This is a genomic window from Parvularculales bacterium, assembly GCA_036881865.1.
Classification (GTDB): domain Bacteria; phylum Pseudomonadota; class Alphaproteobacteria; order JAPOUT01; family JBAJNM01; genus JBAJNM01.
Window position 1 is genome coordinate 1 of the sequence record JBAJNM010000012.1, and the last position, 25,198, is coordinate 25,198.

Annotated in this window: 21 protein-coding genes; 12 read left to right on the forward strand and 9 right to left on the reverse strand. The window is 52.5% G+C overall.

What is annotated here, in order from left to right:
* Together V6Z81_04370 and V6Z81_04375 are read right to left on the reverse strand one after the other, a co-directional pair.
* A partial coding sequence (locus V6Z81_04370; protein MEG9861722.1) for a S8 family serine peptidase occupies positions 1–2,293 on the reverse strand: 2,293 nt, incomplete at its 3' end.
* 162 nt (positions 2,294–2,455) lie between these two features.
* Entirely contained in the window at positions 2,456–3,499 is a 1,044-nt protein-coding gene (locus V6Z81_04375; protein MEG9861723.1) for a YCF48-related protein, read from the reverse strand.
* Between the two features lie 417 nt (positions 3,500–3,916).
* On the opposite strand from V6Z81_04375, the gene V6Z81_04380 reads away from it, so the two are divergent.
* From V6Z81_04380 to V6Z81_04430, 11 genes are all read left to right on the forward strand, one after another.
* A complete protein-coding gene (locus tag V6Z81_04380) occupies positions 3,917–4,510 on the forward strand; it encodes a hypothetical protein (protein ID MEG9861724.1) in 594 nt (197 codons plus the stop codon).
* Between the two features lie 185 nt (positions 4,511–4,695).
* The gene (locus tag V6Z81_04385) at positions 4,696–5,916 is read left to right on the forward strand and encodes an acyl-CoA dehydrogenase family protein (protein ID MEG9861725.1); all 1,221 of its coding nucleotides are present in this window, start codon (positions 4,696–4,698) and stop codon (positions 5,914–5,916) included.
* A 334-nt stretch (positions 5,917–6,250) separates the two neighbouring features.
* Positions 6,251–6,520 (forward strand): hypothetical protein, encoded by a 270-nt coding sequence (locus tag V6Z81_04390; protein ID MEG9861726.1) that lies wholly within the window; start codon positions 6,251–6,253, stop codon positions 6,518–6,520.
* A gap of 321 nt (positions 6,521–6,841) precedes the next feature.
* Complete coding sequence (locus tag V6Z81_04395; protein MEG9861727.1) at positions 6,842–7,234, forward strand: hypothetical protein; 393 nt, start codon at positions 6,842–6,844, stop codon at positions 7,232–7,234.
* Positions 7,235–7,449: 215 nt separating this feature from the next.
* The gene (locus V6Z81_04400) at positions 7,450–7,713 is read left to right on the forward strand and encodes a hypothetical protein (GenBank protein ID MEG9861728.1); all 264 of its coding nucleotides are present in this window, start codon (positions 7,450–7,452) and stop codon (positions 7,711–7,713) included.
* Positions 7,714–7,896: 183 nt separating this feature from the next.
* The gene (gene lnt / locus V6Z81_04405) at positions 7,897–9,573 is read left to right on the forward strand and encodes an apolipoprotein N-acyltransferase (GenBank protein ID MEG9861729.1); all 1,677 of its coding nucleotides are present in this window, start codon (positions 7,897–7,899) and stop codon (positions 9,571–9,573) included.
* Between the two features lie 519 nt (positions 9,574–10,092).
* Positions 10,093–10,353, forward strand: a complete 261-nt coding sequence (locus V6Z81_04410) for a hypothetical protein (GenBank protein ID MEG9861730.1) — start codon at positions 10,093–10,095, stop codon at positions 10,351–10,353.
* Entirely contained in the window at positions 10,334–10,888 is a 555-nt protein-coding gene (locus V6Z81_04415; protein ID MEG9861731.1) for a GNAT family N-acetyltransferase, read from the forward strand. Before V6Z81_04410 ends, V6Z81_04415 begins: the two co-directional genes overlap by 20 nt.
* Before the next feature lie 117 nt (positions 10,889–11,005).
* Positions 11,006–12,130, forward strand: coding sequence for an acyl-CoA dehydrogenase family protein (locus tag V6Z81_04420; GenBank protein MEG9861732.1), 1,125 nt, complete (start codon positions 11,006–11,008; stop codon positions 12,128–12,130).
* Positions 12,131–12,347: 217 nt separating this feature from the next.
* Positions 12,348–12,614 (forward strand): hypothetical protein, encoded by a 267-nt coding sequence (locus V6Z81_04425; GenBank protein MEG9861733.1) that lies wholly within the window; start codon positions 12,348–12,350, stop codon positions 12,612–12,614.
* Positions 12,590–13,036, forward strand: coding sequence for a hypothetical protein (locus tag V6Z81_04430; GenBank protein ID MEG9861734.1), 447 nt, complete (start codon positions 12,590–12,592; stop codon positions 13,034–13,036). Before V6Z81_04425 ends, V6Z81_04430 begins: the two co-directional genes overlap by 25 nt.
* A gap of 42 nt (positions 13,037–13,078) precedes the next feature.
* Here the strand turns inward: V6Z81_04430 and V6Z81_04435 are convergent, their stop codons facing one another.
* Positions 13,079–14,041, reverse strand: coding sequence for an alpha/beta hydrolase (locus tag V6Z81_04435; protein MEG9861735.1), 963 nt, complete (start codon positions 14,039–14,041; stop codon positions 13,079–13,081).
* A 93-nt stretch (positions 14,042–14,134) separates the two neighbouring features.
* Here V6Z81_04435 and V6Z81_04440 point away from each other — a divergent pair, with 93 nt between their 5' ends.
* The gene (locus V6Z81_04440) at positions 14,135–15,220 is read left to right on the forward strand and encodes an SMP-30/gluconolactonase/LRE family protein (protein ID MEG9861736.1); all 1,086 of its coding nucleotides are present in this window, start codon (positions 14,135–14,137) and stop codon (positions 15,218–15,220) included.
* A gap of 45 nt (positions 15,221–15,265) precedes the next feature.
* On the opposite strand, the gene V6Z81_04445 is transcribed toward V6Z81_04440, so the two are convergent.
* The 6 genes from V6Z81_04445 to V6Z81_04470 form a co-directional block, all read right to left on the reverse strand.
* Entirely contained in the window at positions 15,266–16,747 is a 1,482-nt protein-coding gene (locus V6Z81_04445; protein ID MEG9861737.1) for an NAD(P)/FAD-dependent oxidoreductase, read from the reverse strand.
* 474 nt (positions 16,748–17,221) lie between these two features.
* Positions 17,222–17,563, reverse strand: coding sequence for a hypothetical protein (locus V6Z81_04450; GenBank protein ID MEG9861738.1), 342 nt, complete (start codon positions 17,561–17,563; stop codon positions 17,222–17,224).
* A 488-nt stretch (positions 17,564–18,051) separates the two neighbouring features.
* A complete protein-coding gene (locus V6Z81_04455) occupies positions 18,052–20,037 on the reverse strand; it encodes a glycoside hydrolase family 3 N-terminal domain-containing protein (GenBank protein ID MEG9861739.1) in 1,986 nt (661 codons plus the stop codon).
* A gap of 105 nt (positions 20,038–20,142) precedes the next feature.
* Positions 20,143–21,225: a serine hydrolase gene (locus tag V6Z81_04460; GenBank protein MEG9861740.1), complete on the reverse strand. Its 1,083-nt coding sequence runs from the start codon at positions 21,223–21,225 to the stop codon at positions 20,143–20,145.
* 59 nt (positions 21,226–21,284) lie between these two features.
* Positions 21,285–21,683, reverse strand: a complete 399-nt coding sequence (locus tag V6Z81_04465) for an ester cyclase (GenBank protein MEG9861741.1) — start codon at positions 21,681–21,683, stop codon at positions 21,285–21,287.
* 68 nt (positions 21,684–21,751) lie between these two features.
* Entirely contained in the window at positions 21,752–25,093 is a 3,342-nt protein-coding gene (locus V6Z81_04470; protein MEG9861742.1) for a TM0106 family RecB-like putative nuclease, read from the reverse strand.
* Between the last annotated feature and the right edge of the window lie 105 nt (positions 25,094–25,198).

Here is a 25,198-nt window from a genome sequence, read left to right on the forward strand (position 1 = left end):
CTCCCGTCATACTCTCCCCCTCGTCAAGAGGCAGGATGGCGGCCATGCCGTGTTGGCCGATATGATGCACGGTGCCATCTTCCGAGTGCGCCGTCTCGAGGCTGAATGCCGCAAGACGGTCGTGCCGTCCTTCAAGGCTCAGAGCGCGCGGGGTTGTAACAAGACCCGGCAAAGATAACAGGAAGGGCGTATGATAGTCGTCAAAGCCCGTCATGGAGCGTCCCACAAGAGCCAGCGAGAGCGCATCACCATAGGCGGCGCCGGCGGTAAGATGACTTCCTGCCAGAGGCAGCGAAACGCCCCTCACGCTGTTGCCGAGGGCGGCCTGCATTTGCCCCAGAGGCCGCAAGGCGGCTTGCATATTCAGCAATCCCGCCCCGTAGATTGCGGCGTCGCTGAAGTCGGTGCCTCCGTTTCCTGAGTAGTCGGTGTTGTCGGCGCTGTCCACCAGTCGTATGAGCACTTCCTCAAGACTGAGTGTCGGAAAGTGTTCAATCAGAACCGCAAGGGCACCGGAGACATGAGCCGCCGCAAAATCTACACCTGCTAAATCTAGTGAAAATCTCTCAGTGTCCAACCCCGCCACAACAATTTTTATACCGATTCCAGCTCGTTTAGAACTACCCGGTGCTGCGAGGCAATAGTGCCGTCCGGCATAGCCGGGGTCGTCTCTGTTTTCGATCCAGCCGTTAGGCAGAGTGCCGCAACGGTTGGCGGAATCCATAATTTCCGCCGTTGAAGGATCTATGGGAGCATGACGCCTGTAGCGGGAGATGGTAAGATCGGACCCCGCCGTTACGGCGGTGGCCGCCAGCCAGCGTCCCCGTAATTCATCAATGTGATAGGGCAGGCCGGCCAGAACGGCGGGGTGTGAGGAGTCATCTACGGTGCCCGGGGTCGCGTGGGCCGGGTTGCCCTGATCGTCTCTCTCTTCTCCCGCCGACCATACATAGAGCGCTTTCTCCCCGGCGCGCAGTTCACCGTCAGCAATAGGTGTATCCGCTGCGGTTATAACGTCAGCGAATGCGGTACGCACCTCATCCTCAGTGTAGAGATCAATCGCGCCCACGACATACGTGAAAGTATGTTGTATCACCTGAGAGTTATGGGCCAGAAACTCGATATCCTTTACCAATGGCGAATCCGCATCAAGATCAAGAGTAGTCAGGTCGGTTGGAGCGTAATCTGCATTTTGAGGAGTTGATGTGTAAGGTCTGGGGCTGTTTGTATAATCTACGGCTAACCCGAGTATCTGCGCATCCGGCGCGATACCGACTACGGTATTGGATGTTCGTGTAGCGCCCATATTCCCCTTGGTCTGGTATTGTGCCGCTATTACGCCGGCAATGGCGGTGCCATAAAACGTATTGCCCAAGAGACTGAGGAAATAAAGTTCCGGAATTCTCCAGACTTTCAGATACTCCCCCGGATTATCCGGATCAGCCTGCCGGATGTGTGTTTTGTCACTTTGGCAGTTTTGCATAAAATTGGCAATCCGGGCCGTATTCGATGTTCCCCAATTCGTACGACACAAATATTTTTCTATAAGATCTTTATGCGATTGACCGGCGGTCATTTCAATGTAGGCATCGGGGTCTGTGGGGAGCGATGTGTCAGCCGGATCGACGGGATAAGCCAGTATGCTGCGGTCGTGGAATCTGGCTTTGGTCAGATCAAAATGGGTATGATCAAAGCCCCCGGCGGCAATACCGACAGTCACGCCGGCTCCCGTTGCGTCCAGAGCCAGCGCATGTTCGGCTCTGATGGTGCGCAGGCCGAGTTGCTGTCCATACTCCCAGTATTGGTCATTATCAATATCATAATCTGGGGGAGTCGAAGTGGAACCCGGGGGCGGTATGCGATACGAGACACCGGTTGAAATGTTCTCTGCCTCCGTGGTTGTTTCCGGCTCATGTGTTCCGAAGTCATTGGCCTCGACACCGGGTGCAGATTTGTTTCTGATATGCGTAGCGTCCACGGGTACCGGGGCGTTGGCAGGGACATAATAGCTGTCGCCATCGGCCTCAGTGACCTCACAGCCATTCGGGGATGTACAGGTTTGGGGTGGTGGTATTGAAACGTTGAAGACCGAGCCGCCACCGCCGCCGCAGGCCGCAAGAGAAGTCAGAGCAACAAAAAGCGCAAGCGGCGAGACCGCCGGACGCAGCTTCCTGAAATTTACGGCCCTGCCCCTGACAAGAGGCCACCCCCCCCCGCTTTTTGGCAGAAAACTGCCTTTATTTTCATAATCCTCATGCCGTATTTCCTTCTCAAAAACAACAGACCGCAGCAACAGACCGGAAAATCCGGCGTGCAGTTATAGTGTTATCCCCGAAGATCGGGACGTATTTATTATATGCATGTACCCCCGGCGACACACTGCGCGACAGGTGTGGATAATATCAGTCTACGCTAACCTGTCAATTCGGGTACCGGAAGTCGGAGCCCGGCTCGCCTAAGGTGCTCCTGCGGCTCTACCTCCGGTTGCGCCATCAGGAAAAGACGCCGATTCGGGGACAACGCCCGGCTCTCCGAACAGGACAATATTGCCGTCAGCTCCTTCCAGCACGGCGGAATAGCCCAGACGGTCCGGTCGGATATAGGTCCGGAAACTATGGCCCCCGTCCTCGGAATAGGCGACGGCGCCACTCAGACCCGTCATGACGATCGTGCCGTTTGAAAGTTGTGTGGCACTCGCAAAAGACAGGGGAGCGCCGGTCGGGATATGTTTCCAGCTTCTGCCGTTATCATCGGTGCGGTAGGCATTGCCTCTCATGCCATGAACCAGAACCCCGCCGTCGGGCAAACCCATCCCGCCCCAGAATGACCCCTCGTAGGGTGTCTGGATCGTCTGAAACGTAGCACCGCCGTCGGAAGACTTGTATACCGTGCCAAATTCGGCGGCCACATAAATAGACCCGTCGCGGGCGCCAAACGCACCATTGAGATGAAGATCGTCATAAGGGTCTCCCGTCAGCGAACGTTCGGTCCACGTCCGGCCGCCGTCTTTCGTCTCCAGCACCAGACTAAACGCCCCCATGGCGAGCCCGTTGTTTTCATCCTCAAAATAAAGGGTCAGAACAGGCGCGTCCGATGACGGACTGTTATGGAGCAATGTCCACGTATCACCGCCGTCAACGGTCTTGAGGATCGTCGTGTCATGGCCCGCCGCATAGCCTGTCTGCCCGCCCGGAAACGTCACACTGGTCAACGTCACCTGTGTCGGAACACTGGAAGCCTGTGTCCATGTTTTGCCGTTGTCATCGGAATAAACCACATGGCCATGCTCGCCGACCGCCACAAGCCGGTCACCGGAACGGGCCGCATCAAGAAGCAACGTTCTGGTGGCCAGATCCGATTGCAGCGCATGGCCCGTCGGCTGCGGTTGTGCCAGCGCTTGCGAAATCAGGACGGACGGGCCCGTCATCACAAGGCCCGTTGCCACAAGACCCACCACCACAAGACTCAACGTCAAATACAGGTTCTTCACACTCACCATGACACCACTCTCCACTCTCTTTTAGATTAAGGGTTCAGCATACGCCTCTTTATTATCCGCGCCAAGGCTGTTTTTTATCCGCACCGGAGCTGTTATAGTAAAATCAGATGCCTATATATAATAGTGAGCATGGCATAAGCTTCTTTTGTAGAATTCCGGCGGAGATATCATCCTCAAGCCGGACCAATCTGTGATGTTGGGAGGGTTAGGCACTCTGAGAGGGGAAAGCCCGCAACCAAACCATATCCATCAGCTCTCATGAAACCTAAATGTGGGGGTGAAAATCAGAAATATCACAAAATATAAAAATGCAGAATTTCCTGGTTTTAGGGGGTATTATCGCCTTCTCAGGCTTCGCCAAATCATGTTATGATTCGCTTTGGTTTAAAAGCCTGCCCAACCTGAAAAGAGTATAAATTGTCTAATTCAAGTTCAAACACAACAATCGATTCAAATTCAAATGCAACAATAGATTTTCTAATTGGAGCAGGATTAGAAGGTTTAGTAGAAGCAATTGTAATTATTGGTATTGGTTTGTTAGCGTTGGTGTTTTTCAAATGGCCTGTGGTGTGGTCTGATTTAAAGAAAATTATAAAAGAATGGGATCAGGTCTCTAAAGATGTCCATACCATTAAGGTTTTTTTACAAACCAAATATCCAGAGGTAGCACTTTTTCAATCAAAAAGTCCGTTAGCCTTAACGGAAAGCGGACAAAATATAGCTAGTACTATAGGTGCTGACACTATTGCTGATGCTTATATGGAACAAGTGGCTATTTCAAGAGAAATGAACCCCTATGAAATACAAGTAACTTGCTTTGATTTTGCTGAAAAATCCTTAATATCAAAATTAGATGCAAAAACAAAAACAAAAATAGAAACAGAAGCATTTGAGCGTGGACTGGAAGTTGAAAACATTCTTAAGATAATTGCTATTGTTATAAGAGATAAGTTTCTTTCCCAACGTGGCTATGTCCCTACACAGATAGACGAACACGACCCCCATAAATAAGGGCTTTTTTATGTTAGGGCCAACTGGTGGCTTATCAATATTGAGCCTCTTTTCTTTCTTTTTAGTGGCTGGTTTCATGATGATGGTAGTTTTTATCAGATAACAGAGGTTTTTTTGGGCCATTTTGGGCGCTTTTATATGTAAGCCCCTAAAATTCAGGCGGAACACCAGATGGGAGACATCCGATGGATATGTCAGACAGCCCCGCCATACGCTCTTTCAGGGAACAGGTGCGGGACTTCCTTGCCACCAACCGCAGCAAAGCCCCCTCCGGCATGAGCGGGAGCAATCACGGGCAGGCCATGGACTGGCAACGGCTCCTGATTGAAAACGGCTATGCCGCCCGCACCATTCCCGAAGAATATGGCGGCTTCGGCGCAGAGCCCGATCCGCTGGCCTCTCTGGTGATTGCCGAAGAGTTCACCGCCGCCGGTGTGCCCATGGGGTTTTCCAATCAGGGGATCTCCATGCTGGTGCCGACATTGCTGGAGATGGGAACGGAAGAGCAGAAGAAAAAATATATACCGCCGACCCTGCGCGGAGAAATGGTGTGGTGTCAGGGCTATTCGGAGCCCGGGGCGGGGTCGGACCTTGCCAGTCTGCGCACCAGGGCGACCGATGACGGTGATGATTTTCTCGTCAACGGACAAAAAATATGGACCAGTACCGCTCATGCCGCCCACATGATGTTCTGCCTTGTGCGGTCGGAGCCCGATGCGCCCAAACATGAAGGCATCAGCTATGTGCTCATCCCCATGGACACCCCCGGCCTTGAGGTGAGGCCGTTGAAAACCATGACGGGGCACGCCGAATTTAACGAGGTCTTTTTCACCGATGTGCGCGTTCCCAAAACGCAGACTGTCGGGAAGCGGGGCGAGGGCTGGCGGGTCGCCAACGCTACCCTGAAGCATGAGCGCGGCATGCTGGGAGACCCCGATGCGACCGGTGCGCGCTTCAGGGCTCTGGTGGACCTCATGAATAATGAACAGGTTAACGGTGTCCGGCTGATGGACAGCCCCGTTCTCCGCGACAGGCTGCTGGCCCTTCAGGGACGCGTCATGGCGATGCGCTATAACGGCCTGCGGCTCCTCTCGGCGCGCACCAAAGGCGGTGGCGGTCAGGGAGGAGCGGGCGCACGCATGGCGGGGCTTATTGTAAAGTTGCAGGGCTGCGAACTTAACCATCAGATTTCGGCGCTGGCACTGGACGCCCTGGGCGAATTCGGCCTTCTGTACGGCGCACCCGATGAGCGAATGCGCAACAAGGGGCAATGGCAATGGGCCTATATGTTCCAGCTGGGGCTGATTATCGGCGGCGGGACGGCGCAGATTCAAAAGAACATCATAGCCGAGCGCGGTCTTGGCATGCCCCGCGAGCCCAAAGTCCGGAAGCCGGACCAGAAGTAAAGTCCCGCGACACAAAATCCGCCCCCGAACGCAGAAAGGCAGGACATTAGGGAACACTAAAATTGGGGAAACTATAGCCCTGTGTACGCAAACAGCATCATTTAGGGACTGATATACTTAGGGAACTATATACCTGATTACCCAAAACCCCGTTTTTTGAGGGTTTACCTTGAGTTTTTCGGAGATTTTTGTCAGGTTATTTTTTCAATATTTTGGTTAATTTTTGCCATTATTGCGCAGTTTTCCGCGGTTTTTTGCGATTGTAATAATGTCAAATATTTTTTATAAATTGACATAGATTGACCCTAGACGCTAGCGACACGGAGCCCGGTACATGGCCAGCATAAAACCAAAGAATAGTCATGCTTCTATATTCGGAAAGTTTTCCGGTCTGCGCAGAGTTGCAGCCGCCGCACGGCGCTATATTCTTGACTCCGGTGAGCAATATTCCGGGCTTGAAGAACAGAGCGAGGTAACGGAAATTGTCCTGACCGAAGAGGACGCCCGTGCGTTTGACGCGTCCTTTGACGAACCTCCTTCTCTGACGCCGGGTGCGATTAAAGCCGCCGAGGCCTACCGGCGGCTCGTCAAAAGAGCTGAATAAAATCAGCGTTGTTGAGATTGAAAAATGGGATCCGGCGCGACATGATCGCTCCGGGTTTGATTGCGGCGTGGGCGGGCTGAACAATTTTCTACAAATAATGTGCCGACATCACACAACAACGTGAACCGCATTTGATGAGGCCACCATGAGATTATTGCTATATTGACAACCATCGGAGTAACGAATCTTTGGCGCAAAGTTCTGATTACCCGGCACTAATAACTTAGGGCCTCCCGAAAAAAATGCTCAACCGCAGGTTGCGGTTGAGCGCAGCGAAACTACTCCGCAAGGGGTATAAAAACTAAATAAGGAGACAGCATAATGAAAACGCTAACAACTTTTGCCGCCACTCTTGTGATGGCGTTTGCCCTTAGCGGACCCGCTCAGGCAATGGATGAAATTTTTGAGAATGTAAATACGGATTGGCTGGGTGACGGTTCTTTTGAACTCATCGAGGATTTGAGTTTTAATCTTGTCACTCCCGCTCATGCCGGCCAGATCGGAGAAGGATTCAAAAATGAGTTCGACAGCTGGGGCAATGCCATAGAGGATTGGTGGGCCGGACCCAACGCCCTGCTGGGTGAACTTGAGGAGATTAACGCAGTTTCTCCTGCTCATGCAATCGGTGACCTGGGCTCCTGCGTCTTTGCAGAGTGCGCGGGCCGTGAGGACGAATATATCGGAGACTTTCTTGTGCCTGCCGACGAGCGGTAGACGCAACGATTGCAAACACCGGACAGATAAAAAAACGGCAAGCCGGATATCCGGTTTGCCGTTTTTTTGTGGTCCCGCATCAAATCCGGGCATCTAAACTACACAACAACGTGAACCGCATTTGATGGACCATTGTATAGATGATGCGATAAGGTAATAATCAATGGTGTGCCGAAACCCTAACATCCGGCATTAAAAAACGAAGGAGATAAACTATGAAAACGTTAACAACTTTTGCTTCTGCTCTTGTCATGGCATTTGTCCTTAGCGGACCTGCTCATGCAATGGATGAAATTTTTGAGAATATAAATACGGACTGGCTGGGTGACGGTTCCTTTGAACTCATCGAGGATTTGAGTTTTAATCCTGTCACTCCCGCTCATGCAATCGGTGATCTGGGCTCCTGCGTTTTTGCAGAGTGCGAAGGTCGTGAAGACGAATATATCGGAGACTTTCTTCTGCCCGCCGACGCGCGGTAGGGACACCGCAGGGGCTGTGCAAGGGTGCCGGCTCCGGTAGCGGTTCCATCTTCCGGGAATTCTTTAGGAGTGTTGGCTGCACTTGCGGCCGGCACTCCTGTTTTTTAGGCAGCCTGTTCTCCGGAGAGAGGTTTGGGTCCCCCCGGATAGGGAATGACCCTCACATAATATAATATTGTTGTCATGATCTTGACTTCACTCGCAAGCCGCACCGGCAACTTACGGGGCTATTGGGCCTGGCTGTCGGCCTTTGTCATGGGAGCGGGGTGTATTCTTGCCTTCGCCCCTTTTCATTTTCTGCCCGTACTCCCCGTCTGCCTGTGTGTGACGGTCTGGCTGCTGGACGGATGCGCATCCCCCACACCACGGCAAACGGCCCGGCGCACCCTTGCCGTTTCCTGGGCTTTCGGCGCAGGCTTCTTTATTGCCGGATGTCACTGGACTCTCAATGCTTTCGTCATCGTTTTTGACGAGTACCGGTGGCTCTTCATTTTTCCCCTGTTTTTCATGCTGGTTGCCCTGCCCGCTTTCTTCGTTGCCGCCTGTCTCACCGCCCGACTGTTCTTCTGGCAGAGCGGGCCCGGACGCATTCTCGCTCTGGCGTCGCTGTTCACTCTTGCCGACTGGGTACGCGGACATGTCGTCTTTAACGGATTTCCCTGGAACCTTCTGGGCAACAGTCTGACCGCCGTGCCGCCGTGGGCGCAGCTGGCTTCCCTTGTCGGAGTTTACGGACTCACTTTTCTTTGCGTCCTGTTCGCCCTCACGCCTGCCCTGTTTGCCGACGGAAGGGGTGTCCCGTACCGTACAGGACGTCTCACACGATGGATTGCCACACCCCTTTTGATAATGATGGCCGCCGGTGCGTGGGTGTGGGGGGCGCATCATATAAAAGCCGTAACACCACCCACGGAAGACTCTCTTGCCGTCCGTATGGTGCAGCCCAACTTTTCACAGGAGTACAAGAAGAACCGCGACAACATCGTCGAGATGGCAAACTCGCTCCTGCGCCAGAGTTTCTTTCCCGGCACGCATCCCGATCTCGATTCCGGTGGCGGTCCCGATGACGGTTCCAATGGTGATTCCAATGGCGATGCAAAACAGCCGACGCCGCCGGTTGTCATCTGGCCCGAAACCGCCCTGCCCGTCTATATGGAACGCGAACCCACGCTACTCAAGCGCCTTGCAACCTATCTGCCCGAAGGCGGCCGGCTGCTGACAGGGTCTGCGCGGCTTAATGCCGGTGACCCTCTGGGACGCTCCTCCAACTCTCTGCTGGTCATTAATGATCGTGGTGACATTGAAACCTTCTACGACAAGCGGTTTCTCGTGCCTCTGGGTGAATATCTCCCTCTCAGGGGACTGATGCGCCGGCTTGGTGTTGACGCTTTGGCATGGCGCGGGGGCTACGCCGAGGGAACCGGCCCGCCCGTCCTTCCGCTGGGCGGCCTTCCCGATGTGGGCGTTCTGATCTGCTACGAATCCATCTTTACCGGTGACATCCTTCAGGCCGGCGGGCGTCCCGAATGGCTCCTGAATATATCCAATGACGCATGGTTCGGTGATTTCATGGGTCCCTGGCAGCATTTCGACCATGCCGTCCTGCGCACCATTGAAGAAGGACTCCCCATGGTCCGTGTCGCCAACACCGGCATCTCAGCATTGATCGACCCCTATGGGCGTGTCCGCGCCATGCTGGGAGTCAACCGGCGCGGCAATCTTGATGTTCGCCTGCCCGCACCCCTGCCGCCGACACTCTTCTCGCGCTGGGGAGATATTCCCGCACTCACCATAAGCCTGCTGGTGTTGCTTCTTCTGGCGGGAACCGCGAAATTCACCCGCCCAAAAACACGGCCGTAATGCCGGCGAGATAGAGACCTAATACATGGAACTAATGCCCTGTGTACGCAAACAGCTTAAAGCCCTGGCATAATGCAGGGACAGCCCTCCTCGCGGGTCACTGTTCCGGATGCCCCGCCGGAAGAGGTGGCAAAGGCATTTTTTTCCAACGTGAAAAAACCTGATCCGGAATTACGTCGGGTTAAATAGTCCGGTGGACTATTTAACGGGAGAATTGAAGGGTTTTGGTAGCTTGGCTGGTCTAGCGTATAAGCTCCTTCAATTTTATGTCAATATTGCCATTTTAGCGCAGCTTCCTGCGGATTTTCGAGATTAGCACGTTTGACAGAGGGGTTGACACTCCGGTCGGCCGATGTCAATTATATTTTACAAATTGACCATGGTCGATTCTTGACAACTCTAAACACCCCTAAACCCCTAAAATTTACCGTAGAAGGCTATCAGCTACTAAAAAGTAAAGAAAAACTAAAACTAAAAACATTGAATAGCCCCGTGGGCTAACGACACGGAGCCAGACACATGACTAACATAAAACCAAAAACTGCAAATGATTATACATTTGGAATATTTTCCAAAATAGCTGAAGCTGTTGCTATCAGACTACGCTTTGTGAATGCTCGCGATCCTGAGCCCGCAGAACAGAGTGAGGTAACGGAAATTGTACTGAGCGAAGAGGATGCTCGCCTGTTTGAAGCGTCCCTTGAAAATCCTTCTCCTCCAACACGTCGTGCGGTTAAGGCTGCAGAAGCCTATCGGCGGCGTGTCAAAAGTGCCGCCTAAAGACAGCCCTCTCACTATTGAAGATTGGGATCCGGCGCGACATGATCGCTCCGGGTTTGATTGTGGCGTAGCCTCATTGAATAATTTTCTGGCTCAAACTGCCAAGAAACAACAACAACACGATATGACGAAGGTTTATGTCGCTGTTACGGGGGGAGAGGTCAAAATCCTTGGCTATCATGCTATCAATGTTGGCATAATGAATGCAGTAAACTTGGCAAATAAACCCAGAGGAACACCAACGCATGGCGAAATCCCCGTTCTTTTTCTTAGTCGAGTCGCGGTTGACCAACAAGTGCAAGGGCAGGGCATTGGTGAGATTCTGATGCACCACGTATTTGAAAAAGCCTGTCTAATAGCGGATGAGGCCGGTTGCTATGCAGTGGTGTTAGATGTCATGTCCGACGGTGGTGACACTGCCTTTGCAAAACGCAAGAAGTGGTATGAAGAATTCGGCTTCCACAGTTTTTCAAAAAAACCTGCACGGATGTTTATGAACATGAAAGAAATCCGCCAACTGGTTACTCAGGCCTAACCTGTCATAATAAGGATGCGCCGTTATCCTTTAATAAGAAAATATATAATTAAAGGATATTTTAGGGTATAAAAACTCTATAATTCTCCCGATTATTATATCTTTTGGACAAATTTCATGTATTTCGGACTCAGTGAAGACCAGACACTTTTTCAGGATAGCCTAACCCGCTATCTGGCGGAAGCCTCTCCCCCTGAGGTGGTGCGCGGTGCCGCAGAGGCGGAAACATCCGGTGATGCGTGGGCGGCCACCGAAGTCTTACGCCGCGGTCTTGCCGATATGGGCGCGTTCGGCATTCTCATACCGGAGCACTATGGCGGTGCGGGCCTTGGTGTGCTGGATGCCGCCCTGGTTGCCGAAACACTGGGCGGGGCGGCGGCGCCGGTTCCCTTTACGGCAATGGCAGTGATGGCGCCTCTGGCGTTGATGTTGACGGGCAGTGATGAACAAAAAGAACGCTGGCTTCCCCGCTGTGCTGCGGGTGAAGCTTATATCGGTGTCGGGGTAACGGAAACTTTCGGACGCCGTGACGGAGGGGGACTGACGGCGGCCTCCGATGAAACTCTTACGGGGTCGGCCTATTTTGTACTGGACGGCGTCAACGCCGATGCTTTTATCGTGGCGGATACCGGCGGGCAGTTTTATCTGATTGAAGCGGGAGCGGCTGGGCTTGAGATTACCCCCCAGATTACCATTGACCGAACACGGGGGTTTTGTTCCCTGTCGTGTACGGCAACACCGGCCTCCCGCCTGCCCGGCAATGCGCCGCTCCATAACATGATCGCTGCCGGACGCGTTGTGCTCGCTGCCGATACGCTGGGGGCCGCTCAAACCATGCTCGACAAAGCCGTTGACTATGCCGGTGAGCGGGAGCAGTTCGGACGTATTATTTCTTCTTTCCAGTCGGTCAAACATTTATGTGCGGAGATGGCCGCCGAGATTGAGCCGTTACGCTCTCTTGTCTGGTATGCCGCTCACGCCCGGGACGCCGTGACCCGTGATGACGGTGATGACGGCAACCATGACGCACAAATCGCCGCCGCTCATGCAAAGGCGTTAAGCGGTGAAGCCGGGCGGTTTGTTGCCCGCACCGCAACGGAAGTCCATGGCGGCATCGGCTTTACCGACCTTCTGGGTTTGCATTTCTGGTTTAAGCGTATCGGGGCCAACCGCCAGTTGCTCGGAGGACCGGAACAGGTTCGCGAAGAAGCCGCCCGTCTGCAAGGCTGGCTCGCCGCCTGAAGATACATTTTATTTTTACAATTAAGTAAAAAATTCCCGATAAAGTTTTCAATATTTCAGGAGACAACATTGGTTACAAGATTTTTTTTAGAGCGCTGAAAAATCCCTGAAAACAAGCGGCTTTTAGCCGTATACTCCAACCTCCGATGGTTAAATAAATTTGACAGATTCCTGATACTATTGACATATTACGGTAAGAGCCTTGGAGGATAGTAATATGAGCAATCTGGAAAAAGAGTATGAAGCCTACAAGAAACTGCTTCCGGCATTGCTTGGTAGCGATGGCTCAGGAGAGGGAAAGTACGCCCTAATTATAGGCGATCAACATATCGGTACATACGTTGCCTATGAAGACGCTCTTCAGGAAGGTTACGAAAAAGCTAAACTTGGCCCGTTTATGGTGAAAAAAATATCTGGTAATGATAACATTTCCTACTTTTCCAGAGATATAGACGGGTCATGTCACACTTCTCCGTCCAAATAACTGAAAAAGGTCCAATTTTATGGGCGTATGTTGGTGTAAGTGCACACCGACATAAAGCGCTACGAGATGCCGGCCAGCCCGTTCCAAACCATAGAGTGGCAAACATTCTTGTTGATACAGGCGCGACTTCGACGTGCATAGATCAAAGCGTCATTAATCAATTATCAATTCAGCCAACCGGTGTTGGTTTTATAAATACACCATCCTCCGGCGATACTCCTCATATGGTGAACGTATATGATATTTCTATGACTATCACAGGAGCCGATGGTACAAGTCCCCATAAAATTTCTACTTTGCGTGTTAATGAATCTAATTTACACGCTTCGGGTATCGATGGTCTGTTAGGACGAGATGTTTTATCAAGATGCCATATGACATATGAAGGATATGGTTCTCAAATGTACCTGACTTTCTTTTGATTTTTTTAGGGGTTGTATGTACCGGCCGCCTTCTAAATCTGTCTACTTCCCGGATAAATTCTGCTCCAGCAAAAACGTCTGCACGGCGGCAGCGCTTTCGTCCGGTATTTCTTCCATGGCAACATGGCCGATGTCGTTGTAAATGACGAGTTCCGCATCCGGTAACGCCTGCTTCATGGCATGGGCCGAGGCAACCGGAATGAGATTGTCCTTCTCGCCCCACAAAATAAGAGCGGGAATGCGGAGTTCACCAAGACGGCTATCCAACGGCTCGCGGTCGGCGTAAGACGCAAACCGTGCCATGGTTGCCCGCCGGTTGCCGGGATATAAAGAGAGGTCATAATAACGGTCAATCATCTCGCCGGTTACAAGAGCATCATCTTCGATAGAATGTTTTAATCCGTCCTCCACCAGTGAGCGCGGCAATATATAAGACAGAATATCCCTGATGACAGGAATGGAGGCCAGACGAAACACAAGAGGGGTATCTTCTTCTCCCGTACGCGGCATACCACCCGATGACACCAGAACCAGCGCCGTGACCGCGCCCGGATTTTCCAACGCGTACAAAAGTGAAATTCCCCCGCCCATGGAATTACCACCCAGCGCAAAATGTTCAAGATTGAGCCCTTCGGTGAACTCTTCCAGAAACGCGACCATGCCCTCCTGAGAATAATCGTCCGCCGGCGTTGTCCCCGTTAAGCCATGACCCGGCATGTCCACCGTAATCAACCGGAACCTTTCCCCAAGACGCTCCACCCACGGCTCCCACGCATGAAGTGATGAATTGGAACCGTGAATAAGCACCAGAGGCGGACCTTCGCGGTTGCCCTGATCCCGGTAATGGGCCACCGCGCCGCTCGGCAGAAAGAGATAGCTGGAAGCATCCCCTCCATAACGCGCCCGCAACTCATCGGGTGATTTGTCAAACCGCACCAAAGCCACACCGGCAAAAATGATAATTGCCAGCAGGATGATGCCGGAAATGATAACAAGGCGTTTCATAAGTGATCTCTCCTCATCCACTATACCTCACGCTGGACGCCGAAGGCTACAGCGGCTAACATATTGAATAAAACAGGGAGACAGGTAAAGCCTATGACACAAGACAACAACCGGCCCAAAAGGCCGCGTAAGATTTTGGCGGGTATTGCCGGTCTGCTGGGGATTGTGCTGGTCTGGCTGTTTTTCTGGCCCGTTCCCTTTGACCCTGCGCCGGATGATGCCTTGCCGCCCAATCCGGCCGGGAGCGGTGTTTTCGTGAAAAACGGCAAACTTGCCGAAGCCGGCATTATCACGACGGGTAACGGGCCGGAAGGCATCGCCTTTGACGGGGCGGGGCGGATTTACAGCGGTCTGGGTGATGGCAGCATTATCCGCGTTGACGGGTCTGACATCACTACACTCGCCAATACGGGCGGGCGTCCGCTCGGCGTCGAGTTTGATGCGGACGGACAGCTCATTATCGCGGACAGTGAAAAGGGGCTTTTATCCATGGCCCCTGACGGTTCGCTCGCCACGCTGGTTGACACCTATGAAGGCGAGAAAATGATTTTCGTCGACGATCTGGCCATTGCCGGTGACGGTAAGATTTATTTTTCCGATGCAACAACCCGCTATCACTACGGCGAGGAAATTCTGGAAGCCTTCGAGCGCCGTCCCACCGGCCGCCTGTTTGTTTATGACCCCAAAGACGGCAGCACGCGCCTGCTGCTTGACGGGTTGCATTTTGCCAATGGAGTCGCGCTCGGGCCTGATGATATTTTCGTGCTGGTCAATGAAACCTTCGGCCACCGCATTATGCGCTTCTGGCTGAACGGGCCGCGGGCCGGCAAAAGCGACGTCTTTGCCGAAAATCTGCCGGGATTTCTTGACAATATTACCGAAGCGCCGGGCGGCGGCTACTGGCTGGCCGTTGTGGCCCCGCGCACGGCGCTGCTTGATGCGCTGGCACCCAGCCCGTTTTTACGCAAAATTGTCTGGCGGATTTTAAACCTGACCGGCATCAACCCGGCCGTTCATCATAGTTGGGCCGTCAAGCTGGATGAAAACGGCGCACCGATCATATCGCTGGAAGATGACAGCGGCCACATTTTCAATATGACCAGCGTCATCGAGTTTCAGAACAGGCTTTATCTCGGGAACCTGACGGAACCCAAAATCGGTGTTCTTGAGGCACCGTAAGATAATTCAGGCTCCATATTTTTTGGAGCCCGGCCGCAAGGCCCGCTACTCGGCCGCGATGGCGACAGGCGTTGGTCCTGAAAATTCCAGCGCCCCGTCATCAACCGGATCTTCAAGCAGAATCGACTGATCCCGTTTGTAGTCCTGCAGGTTCAGCCAGGGGTGTTTGTCGCCCTGACTCGGGAGTTGGTCCATCACGCGCTGCAAATATCCCGCCTGAAAATCAATCCAGGGATTGCGCGGCATCCCTTCCGGCGCAACGGGAACGGCGCGTGTAAGGCCCCGTTTTTTCATATGGCCGATGAGACGCACGGCATACCGGGAAACAAGATCGGCCCGCAACGTCCATGACGCATTGGTGTACCCGAAGACCGTGATCATGTTGGGTATGTCGGAAAACATCACGCCTTTGTAGCCGAAACTGTCTGATGCCCTGATCGGGCGTCCGTCAATAATAAAATCCAGACCGCCGCTAAATACAACGTTAAGGCCGGTTGCCGTAATGATGACATCGGCCGGAAGTTCTTCGCCGGATTTGAGCCTGATACCGTGTTCCGTAAATGTGTCGATATGGTCCGTAACGACACTGGCACGGCCTTTGCGAATGGCAGCGAACAGGTCGCCATCGGGAATGGCACAAACGCGCTGGTCCCACGGATTATAGTCAGGCGTGAAATGTTTATCGACAGGATAGTCGGGGCCCAAAGCTTTCTGGGCTCTTTTAAGAAACCATTCGCGCACTTTTTTCGGATTAGTCCGGGTGCGCTTATACATGTACCGTTGCAACCAGATGTTTTTTGCACGGGCGAGCCTGAAGGCGAGTCCGGCGGGCAGAACGGACCTCAGGAAATTTCCGATATGGTCCTTCGCAGGAACGGAGGCAATATATGTCGGCGAGCGTTGCAGCATCGTGACATGCTCTGCCGTTTCGGACATTTCCGGAACGAGGGTTACGGCCGTTGCGCCTGACCCGATGACAACAATTTTTTTGCCTGAATAGTCATAATTTTCAGGCCAGTGTTGAGGGTGGATAATGTCGCCTTTGAAATTTTCGCGCCCTTCAAAGTGGGGCGTATAGCCTTCATCATATTTGTAGTAACCGGCAGCGGCAATCACGAAACGGGATTGTATCTCGCGGGTCTCTCCGGTTTTCATATCCGAAATTTTAAGCGTCCACAAATCACTATCGCTTGAAAAATGCAGCGACGTGACTTTCGAGTTGAATTGTATGTAGGGTGTAATGCCGTGCTCATCGGCAACGTTCCGGACATAATTTTTAATACTCGGGCCATCCGCTAAAACCTTGTCTCCAACCCACGGACGAAAATCATATCCCAAAGTCAGCATATCGGAATCCGAACGGATTCCCGGATAGCGAAACAGATCCCAGGTTCCGCCTATCGCCGAACGGGATTCAATCACCGCCAGACTATCCTCCGGAAACTGTGACCGGAACCTGCAGGCGGCTCCGATACCGGATATGCCTGCGCCAACAATTGCTATGTCATGGTGAGGGGTATTGGTCATCTTACCTTTTACCTTTTCGCTTCTATTAAGACTCGGCACGTCGTGTGATTATTCCACCGGATGCTTTTTCAGTCAATTATTTGAAGCCCCGGCAATTTTTAGCGTAGTGCGGGGGTTTTCCGGTTATTTGGGGGGTTACTTTCTCAAAAGTATAAGAAAAAACGATGGAATTTCAAATGACAGATGACAATGAAAGAGACGAATTGCCGACACTGGAGGACATGGTAAAGGTCGTCATGATCAGAGGCTTTCCAATTTAGAATTTATGGTTAATTTTGGCACCTTTCATAACGTTATTAGCAGTATGACGCTTCTTCAGATTATATGGAACCGCAACCAGAATTTCACTCTCTGCGTTGAACCATCTCTCATGAGAACCCTTGAAGTTCCCAATGCGTTTAAAACCGTTTTTTGTCAATATCTTGACTACAGGCCTGTAAAAGGTCTTCGCCATAGTCAGATCTGTACCTGTGTCTAGGTGCGGACGGCCTGTCTGGCCTTGTCGAAATCCATGCGGATAATGGGCAGGTAAAGATCAGACTGAGGGTCGGTACATGAATCGTCTGAAATTGTACTTAGGCGTTTAAGTATTTTTCCCGCAATAGCTTTGCCTGACCAATTCTTACGGTCAACATTCTCTTTTTCTCTTTTTGAGATATGGTTCACGTAAACAAGCTCCGACGCCGAAGCGAGCACAACTTCTTCAAACTCTTCGAGGGTGTCGGTTTCAATGTTAAGACCTTGAATGTTGCTGATTGAATAGAACAGCTTGTTCTCATCATCCCAATGAGCCTCAACATAAAATGATTCAATCAAAACAATTCCTCCTTTTGTTTTGCCTTAACGCGCTCTTCCCGGACCGGGCAAGCTTAAGCCCGAGCAAATCATAGCATGACATGGGAAGTCCTGAATATAGGGAAAAGAGTCAAGTTTTTTCGATATTTTGTGGTATTTTTTTGCTTACACCCCCATATCTTAGGCTTAAAGAGAGCCGATGGATATGGCGGCGACCTTTCCCTCCCCCGGAGCTCCTAGCCCTCCCAACATCACAACTGTAGGGTGTCCGTCCCGTCTGCATCACTATTGGGTTCCGGCCGTGAAATCCGGTACATACTCCAGACCAAATCCGTAAGGGTTCAAGCAACTCAAACCTGCTTTCAACAGATTTGATAGTCTTCTGCGTTTGCATATAAAGCAACGCAGCGCCGAAGGCCAATACCGGATTCTACCGGTTTTGACCTGCGCCGAACAAACGGCCTCCACTGCCAGACAAGACGCTCCGTTTACCTCTCCGGCACTCTCAATCAGGAGGGATCAGGCGCGTACTCCAGACCAAATCCAAACGGATAAAGAGGCGCCTCCGAGTCGTAAGGCACATCTTCTTTCTGGGCGCGGACCGCCGCCATTGACGAGGGTAACTCGACAGGCAAACGCCCTGTCGGACGGGCCGTACCAAATATAACGTCCATCACAACCTTGTCAGTCGCGCCAAAATCTGCAATCAGCGCGGCACTCCCTTCCGCGATTTCGGGAATAACCGCCGCCCGTTCCAGAAAAAGCACAACGATGGTCGGAACCGTCGACATCAGGGTATCAAGACGTTCCTTTTCCGGTGACTTAAAGTCCAGATCACCGGCGTGCATGAAAGCCTCTAAAAGCCCGTCTCTCGGTTCATAGGGCGTATCCAGACGCACAAGCGCAATATCCGCAAGAGCCGGATCATCAACCACTTCCGCATAGCGTCCGGCCGTTTCAGCGTCAACATTCTCCAGATAAAGCCGGAGCTTCCCGCTCAGCGGCAACACCGGTTCCGCATTGGTACCGTTCTTCAACAGGACCATAGACCGCCGTTGCGCCTCGACACCGGCATCCATGAAGGCCGCATTGCCAACCAACTCTCCTGCGCGCCTCACATCCACAAAGGGATCATCAAAAAGTCCAAGCCGGAATTTGTCACGAAGGATGCGGCGGACGGACCGGTCAAGCCGTTCTTCCGGAAGCCGGCCGCTTGAAACCAGATCGACCAGCACTTCCGGTATATGTTCGCCGCCGAATTGATCAACGCCGGCATCCAGAAGTTTCAGAACCCGCGCTTCAACATCCAGCTCCTCGACGCCCCAGGCACGGGCGGGAAGGACCGTAAACAGCCCCAGAAGTTTGGCGTCGGTAACCAGACCCCAATCGGTGCAGATAACGCCGTCAAAGCCGTAGGTTCCGCGAAGAAGCGTCGTAATCATATATTTGTCGTAGGCAAATCCGACAGTCTCCTCCGACTGACCCACCGGGATGCCGTAATAGGGCATGATCTGGGCCGTTCCGGCCGGCAGGGCGCCCTCCACGAATGGAATCAGATGGTAGTCGAAATTGTTGCCCGGATAGGCCTGCTCTTTGCCATAGACGAAATGGGCGTCTTCGCCGTCTTTCTGCGGCCCGCCACCCGCCCAGTGCTTCACCATGGTTGCAACGCTGTATGCGCCCAGCCGGTCTCCCTGAAGCCCGTTTACGTAAGCGGCCGTCATTTGCGCGGAGAGATGGGCATCCTCGCCGAAAGTCCCGCCAATCCGCGCCCAGCGGGGTTCGGTGGCAAGGTCGGCTGTCGGATGCAAGGCGAGATGAATTCCCACCGCGCGGTATTCCTGACGCGCAATGTCTGCGAACCTGTTGACCAGCGCGGGATCACGCGTCGCTGCCAGACCGAGCGGGTCAGGCCACAGCGAAAACGCCCCGGCCGGCTGTGCCACGGAGGAACCCACGCGAAGCCCGTGACGCGGGTCGGTGGCAAAGGTAACCGGGATACCCAGACGGGTGCGCTCCGCGAGACGTTGCATCGCATTCGTCCAGCCTGCGAACGCCTCCGGATCATCGACCGTATTGGCGAGGCTAAAATGGTTCATCCCCTTTCCCGCAACAAGCGGGACGTTCCCCTCAAAGATAAGGGTCCGGACATCAAAAAATGAAGGATAATTCGAAAGAGATGATCCGGCACCGGCGGGAGTGAACGTAATAAACATAAGGCCGGCCTTTTCCGCGACCGTCATCTGCGAGATCAGATCGGCAATGCGTGCGTCAAGGGGTTCCGCCGGGTTTTCATAAATATCAAGCCGCCCGTTTTTATTGAGATCGCGAAGCCCTTCTGCTGCACCGGTAAACCGGGGCGCCTGAGGCCCCAAAGTGCCAAGGTCGCTCTGCAGCCGGATGAACAGGGTGGCGTATAAGGTACATATTGCGAGCGTGATCAGTAATAATATTGCCGCCACGCCGTAGCCGGTCAGCCGAAGGATCCGTTTCATTGTTCACTCCCAAAAAGAGGCCGTGCCCCATTAGCGGAAAGTCCGGTTTGCCCCCGTTCAAACGTTAAGGCACTTCGGCGGGGTATCATTATCCGGTTCCTTTAATTATGACGTCCGGAGACAATTGTTGACGGCGCGCAACCAGGCGATGGTTTCTTCTTCTCTATTTGTACTTTCCTCGGTAGACGTACCGTAAGCCCTGTTCGCCGAGAGTTTCACGATGACACTGTGTCTGGCAGGATTCACATAGACGAATTGATTGTAGATGCCGATTGCGGAAAATTCCCCCTCATCTCCCGAAGGAACCCACCATTGGTAAGCGTAGCCCGAGGGGAAGACATGACCGCCCACTATGACCCGGCCGGCCTGTAAATGCGCTTTATCCGAACGGACGCTCTTACTTACCCAGGACTCCGGAACAATCTGCCTGTCTTGCCACCGCCCCTTGTTACGGTACAACTCGCCAATCTTCGCATAATCTCTGGCGGTCAGGTTTAATCCGCCAAGGGCCAGTTCGACACCTTCGCCGTCCAGTAACCAGAAGCCGGGATATTCGAAACCGAGCGGGTCGCAGAGTTTGGTCTGCATAGTGTCAGACAGGGTCTGGCCGGTCACGGCAGCGATGAGCATTCCCAGTACCTGAGTCTCGGCAGAGTTGTATCGGCAAACGGTGTCCGGGGCCACCTCGGGCTTAATACCCTGTACGAGGTTTTGCAGACTGCCCTCGCCGGTCATGACGGCACCCAGCCGGTTTACATCTGATTCCGGGTCGCTGTAATCTTCATTCCACGCCGCCCCCGAAGACATCTGTAATACGGAGCGGATGCTGACCGTTTCATAAGCGGAACCTTTCAGCAGAGGCAAATATTTGCCGACAGGATCATCCGGAGAACCAATTAATTTTTCTTCCAGAGCGATTCCGGTCATCGCCGAAACAAAACTCTTGGCTACCGACCAGGACGTCCAGGGCACATCCGGACCTCCGGTGAGAAAATAATTTTCATAACGGATCTTGCCGTCAACCAGAACCAGTAGTGCGGCGGTGTCGGTGCCCGCCAAAAAATTATCGGTGCGGTGTTCTTTGTTGTTAAAAACATAAGTTTCCGGAAGTGTCAGGTCATCTCCCGCAGGAAAAGAGAAAACTTGCGGTGCGGGCCGCATTGCCCGGGTCGGATAATACTGATCCATGCAACAAAAGTTTTCGTGCTGGGGCTCCCCGCTAAAAAGGGGTGTCATTGTTTCTTGCGTCACGAAGGAACCTCGATAAGGCCAAGTTGCCGGTAGAGAGACAGATAATCGGTTAAACCTCTCTGACGGACGATCTTGCCATTTTTCACCGTCAGGATGGTGACGTCTTTAAAGCTGATATCGGCGTTTGTTTCCGGATGGTTTCCGGTGATGGTAAGACGCACCACGACTTCATCACCGGCCTCAATAAGTTCATCGATGTGCTCGGTATAGCCGGGAAGATCTTTGCGTACTTGGGTCGCAAGAGCGGATACGCCGGCCAAACCGGTACCCCAGTCGGTTACGGGATAATCCGCCTGAAAATTTTCGGCATAGAACTCGTTGACCCGGGAGACATCGCCATCGCTCCAGATAATTTTCATCGCCTCCCTTACAACCTCAGCCGGCCTGCCCATCATTGCTCCTCACAATCAAAATATACAGGGGAATTATAGACTCGTCCGGTTAAATATATAAACCTCTTTTTTTAATTGTTCATGCCGGATTTGGCATACTCATCGAGCCGGCAGAACGTGTTGACCAGTTTCATCTGCTCAATGTTGCCACACGGGATTTCCAACAGTTTGGGATTGACCACCATGACGGCCAGACATTGTGCACGGGAGAGGGCAACATTCAGACGGTTCCTGCTGTAGAAAAACTCAACGTGGCGGGGCAGGTCTTCGGCACCGGATGTGACCATTGAAATCAGCACAATGGGCGCTTCCTGCCCCTGAAACTTATCAATGGTGCCAACTCTGGCATTGCCCGGAAGGATGAAGCGCAGGTAATTCACCTGTACGTTATATGGAGAGATCACCAGCATATCATTCTCGGTAATCGGGCGTGTACTGCCATCACCATCGGTGAATTCCTGCCCGAGTAAGGCTTGATATGTGGTTTGGATAATCTTGCCTTCTTCAACGCTCTTTTGCGAGCAGCCTTCATGGTCGGCCGGGACGACCACAATACCCTCATTGGGCAGGTCAACGTTTTGTAAATTCAGGCTGCGCCCGGCGGTGCTTTCACGGGCCGTCAAACGGCCATCGTAAAAGGCATCGGAAACAAACCGGCAGATGCTGGGTCTCATGCGCCGGGTCTGATCCAGAAAGACGCCACGCTCGGCCGGAATGGTGGAACGTCCCTCCAGCAGGAACTCCAGCACCGACAATCCGGCTTCACCCGGATGCACGCCTTGAATGGGTTGTCCTAATTGCATCTGGTCTCCCACCAGAATGATGTTTCTGGTAGCGGTCGCCATTGCCACGACGTTAGCGGTAGAAACCTGCCCGGCCTCATCAATGAACAAATAATCCAGATGCCCGTTAAAATGTGGATTGGCGAAGGTCCATGCCGTTCCGGCAAACAGGTCTGCATCAGGATCCATATCTTCGGTTTTGGTTTCTGAGTGAATGAATTGCCTGTTAAAGAACGTCTCATCATTGCCATCAGTGGCTTTTTTGACGCCACAAAACTGTACGCCTTTTTCGGCGGCAATATCTTCCACTCTTTCCAGCAAATTATGAATGGCCTTGTGAGAATTGGAGGTAACTCCGATTTTTTTGCCACGTTTCATTAGATCCACAATGATATGGCTACTGGTGTAGGTCTTGCCCGCCCCCGGAGGACCCTGGATAAACAGGCAACTGTTATCTAATGCAACAATGGCTTCCAGTGCGCCGTCTTGCAGATTGCCGGTAGTGATGACAGCGTCATCAGGCTGTTTACCCCGGATACGCGGCGCATTGCGGGCCAGTAAATCCGTGGCAGCATGGGGGGCATCCGGGGCTTGCAGAACATGATCTGCATAGCGGTAAATGGCCGAACGGATGTCTCTGGTGCTAATTGGGCCCGGTGGGCCAATGGAAAGATTATTCGGCAGCGAGTCTCTGTAGGCTCCGCGCCTGATCTTGACGATGCACGCATCGTCATCAAGATCAACAATGGTGCCGGCACTTTCCATCGTTTCAACGACAATGGGTTGCGATCCGACCGTCAACTTGTAGTCCTGTGGTGGAAAACGGTAGGTGTAAATAAGGGAGCGCTGTTCAGGTACCGGAGCACACATCTGCTGCAATCCACCAAGACATTCGGTGTCATCAATTAGCTCGTCTTCAAATTTATTCCGGCGTTCAAAACTGCTCCACCATTGCGGCTTGGCTTCACGGTTATGAAATTCCAGCAAATGGGACAGCCGTTCATTAAGAGGTGGTGGATTATCCTTGGTGACTCCCAAGCGGGCCTTATATTTTTCGTATTCTATTTCCCAATCTTTTCGTTGCCGGTTTTCTTCCCCGGACTTTTCCGGTTGCCCCTTGAACCATGGCGTATCTTCGGGTCTGAGAGTGAGTAGCCATTCGCGTAGCAAATGGGTGGAAACACAATCCACCCTGTTATAATCGGCAATCTCCTGCAATAATTCGCCTGCACCGGTTTCGCGCCATTTGTTATAGACGATGATGCTGTCAGTTGCCGTTGTTACCTCACCGTCGCGCTCACCCATGTAAAAAACCTCTAAATTTTTGAGTGAATAGCCCGGCTCGGAAGTGCAAATGCTCTCACGCACAACCTGATACAGATCAATAAATTTCCGGTTGCGGAGCAGATTGTCCAGTTGTTCTTCACACACCGCGTAACGGCAGGCCAGACGCTTGAGCGCTGTCGTTTCATAGTGGTTGTAGTGATAAATATGGGCAGACGGATACCCGGCCAGATGATTGGCTAAAAAACCCATAAAGCGCTCAAAAGATTTTTTCTCTTCTTTATGATCATGCGCCCAAAATGGATTGAATAGATTTTCTCCGTCTTTGACGTAATAAACCCCGATAAGATATTCCAGACCATCAGGATAAAGTGGGTCGCCTTCCATATCGAAGAACAGATCGCCATCATTCGGCATAGGTATGCGGGCAAAGCCTTTGTCCGGCGGAGATGAAATAATTTCGCACTTGTTCTCGCCTGTCTTCGCTTTGTGGCACTGCAAGACCGCCTGGGAACGCAGGCGTAGGAATACATCGCCGTTGAGGTCGGGAATCACGGCATCGGGGGTTGTGCCGGCCAGAGCGGCAACCGTTTGAACACCGGCCTCCCGCAGTTTGTTCATCTGTGAGCGCCGGATATTTGCCACAAGGCTTAAGTGATCATCTTCCTCCCACCGCATTTTACAACCGTCACGCCACTTGCAAAAAGTACAATGGCTACATGGCTCAGGATATGAATCGGCAGTAAGGTTCCGGACATAATTTTCAAAACGCCCCCTGGTGCGGGTGTAGTAATAGAAGAAGTCGGCCACCCGGAAGCTGCGCTTTTCCTGATTACCTAAAACCAGATGCATATTGGCCGGGCGTAAGCCCTGCAATTTCGCCAGCAACTCCGAATAGACACACAGTTGCATGATGTGTTTGGGGGCAACCGTCCGCGCCAGTTTAGTATCAAGCACCTCATAGCTGAAATCGCCCAGGCGGGAAGGCCTGTCGCATCTAATCAGAAAATCGGCATCCCCCCGCCACGGTGTGTCAAAGAAAACGGCCTGATAAATCACATCTGCGCCGGATTGTAAGGCATCCAGCGTCAGTTTAGCCCTATCCTTCAAATTTAGGTCTTTGGGGATGTCAACAACGGTATTGCCCTTATCCTTCAGACACCGGAGACAGGCAACCTCATGCTCCAGCCCTTTGCTCTGTAGCAACTGGTTTATCGGGCTGTCATCGGTAGTCTCCATGTCCTCATCCAGCGCCTTCATATCAAGCAGGCTGGCATGGTGGCATCCTAAGAAGGTGGCCATGTCCGAAGGTGAGTAGAGAATCTGATCGTTATCGTACCGCTGCATGACCCTGCCCCAAATCCTGATTTCCCCGACAACTTACCCGTCATGTATGGAAATTATGGAACTTACTATACAATAGCTCCCAAATGGGGGGATGACGTCACGCCC

Excerpts from the sequence above, each read along its gene's own strand:
- V6Z81_04375 (MEG9861723.1), bottom strand. The coding sequence starts at position 3,499 with ATGGTGAGTGTGAAGAACCTGTATTTGACGTTGAGTCTTGTGGTGGTG.
- V6Z81_04385 (MEG9861725.1), top strand. The coding sequence starts at position 4,696 with ATGGATATGTCAGACAGCCCCGCCATACGCTCTTTCAGGGAACAGGTG.
- V6Z81_04390 (MEG9861726.1), top strand. The coding sequence starts at position 6,251 with ATGGCCAGCATAAAACCAAAGAATAGTCATGCTTCTATATTCGGAAAG.
- V6Z81_04395 (MEG9861727.1), top strand. The coding sequence starts at position 6,842 with ATGAAAACGCTAACAACTTTTGCCGCCACTCTTGTGATGGCGTTTGCC.
- V6Z81_04400 (MEG9861728.1), top strand. The coding sequence starts at position 7,450 with ATGAAAACGTTAACAACTTTTGCTTCTGCTCTTGTCATGGCATTTGTC.
- lnt (MEG9861729.1), top strand. The coding sequence starts at position 7,897 with ATGATCTTGACTTCACTCGCAAGCCGCACCGGCAACTTACGGGGCTAT.
- V6Z81_04410 (MEG9861730.1), top strand. The coding sequence starts at position 10,093 with ATGACTAACATAAAACCAAAAACTGCAAATGATTATACATTTGGAATA.
- V6Z81_04420 (MEG9861732.1), top strand. The coding sequence starts at position 11,006 with ATGTATTTCGGACTCAGTGAAGACCAGACACTTTTTCAGGATAGCCTA.
- V6Z81_04425 (MEG9861733.1), top strand. The coding sequence starts at position 12,348 with ATGAGCAATCTGGAAAAAGAGTATGAAGCCTACAAGAAACTGCTTCCG.
- V6Z81_04430 (MEG9861734.1), top strand. The coding sequence starts at position 12,590 with ATGTCACACTTCTCCGTCCAAATAACTGAAAAAGGTCCAATTTTATGG.
- V6Z81_04435 (MEG9861735.1), bottom strand. The coding sequence starts at position 14,041 with ATGAAACGCCTTGTTATCATTTCCGGCATCATCCTGCTGGCAATTATC.
- V6Z81_04440 (MEG9861736.1), top strand. The coding sequence starts at position 14,135 with ATGACACAAGACAACAACCGGCCCAAAAGGCCGCGTAAGATTTTGGCG.
- V6Z81_04445 (MEG9861737.1), bottom strand. The coding sequence starts at position 16,747 with ATGACCAATACCCCTCACCATGACATAGCAATTGTTGGCGCAGGCATA.
- V6Z81_04455 (MEG9861739.1), bottom strand. The coding sequence starts at position 20,037 with ATGAAACGGATCCTTCGGCTGACCGGCTACGGCGTGGCGGCAATATTA.
- V6Z81_04460 (MEG9861740.1), bottom strand. The coding sequence starts at position 21,225 with ATGGATCAGTATTATCCGACCCGGGCAATGCGGCCCGCACCGCAAGTT.
- V6Z81_04465 (MEG9861741.1), bottom strand. The coding sequence starts at position 21,683 with ATGATGGGCAGGCCGGCTGAGGTTGTAAGGGAGGCGATGAAAATTATC.
- V6Z81_04470 (MEG9861742.1), bottom strand. The coding sequence starts at position 25,093 with ATGCAGCGGTACGATAACGATCAGATTCTCTACTCACCTTCGGACATG.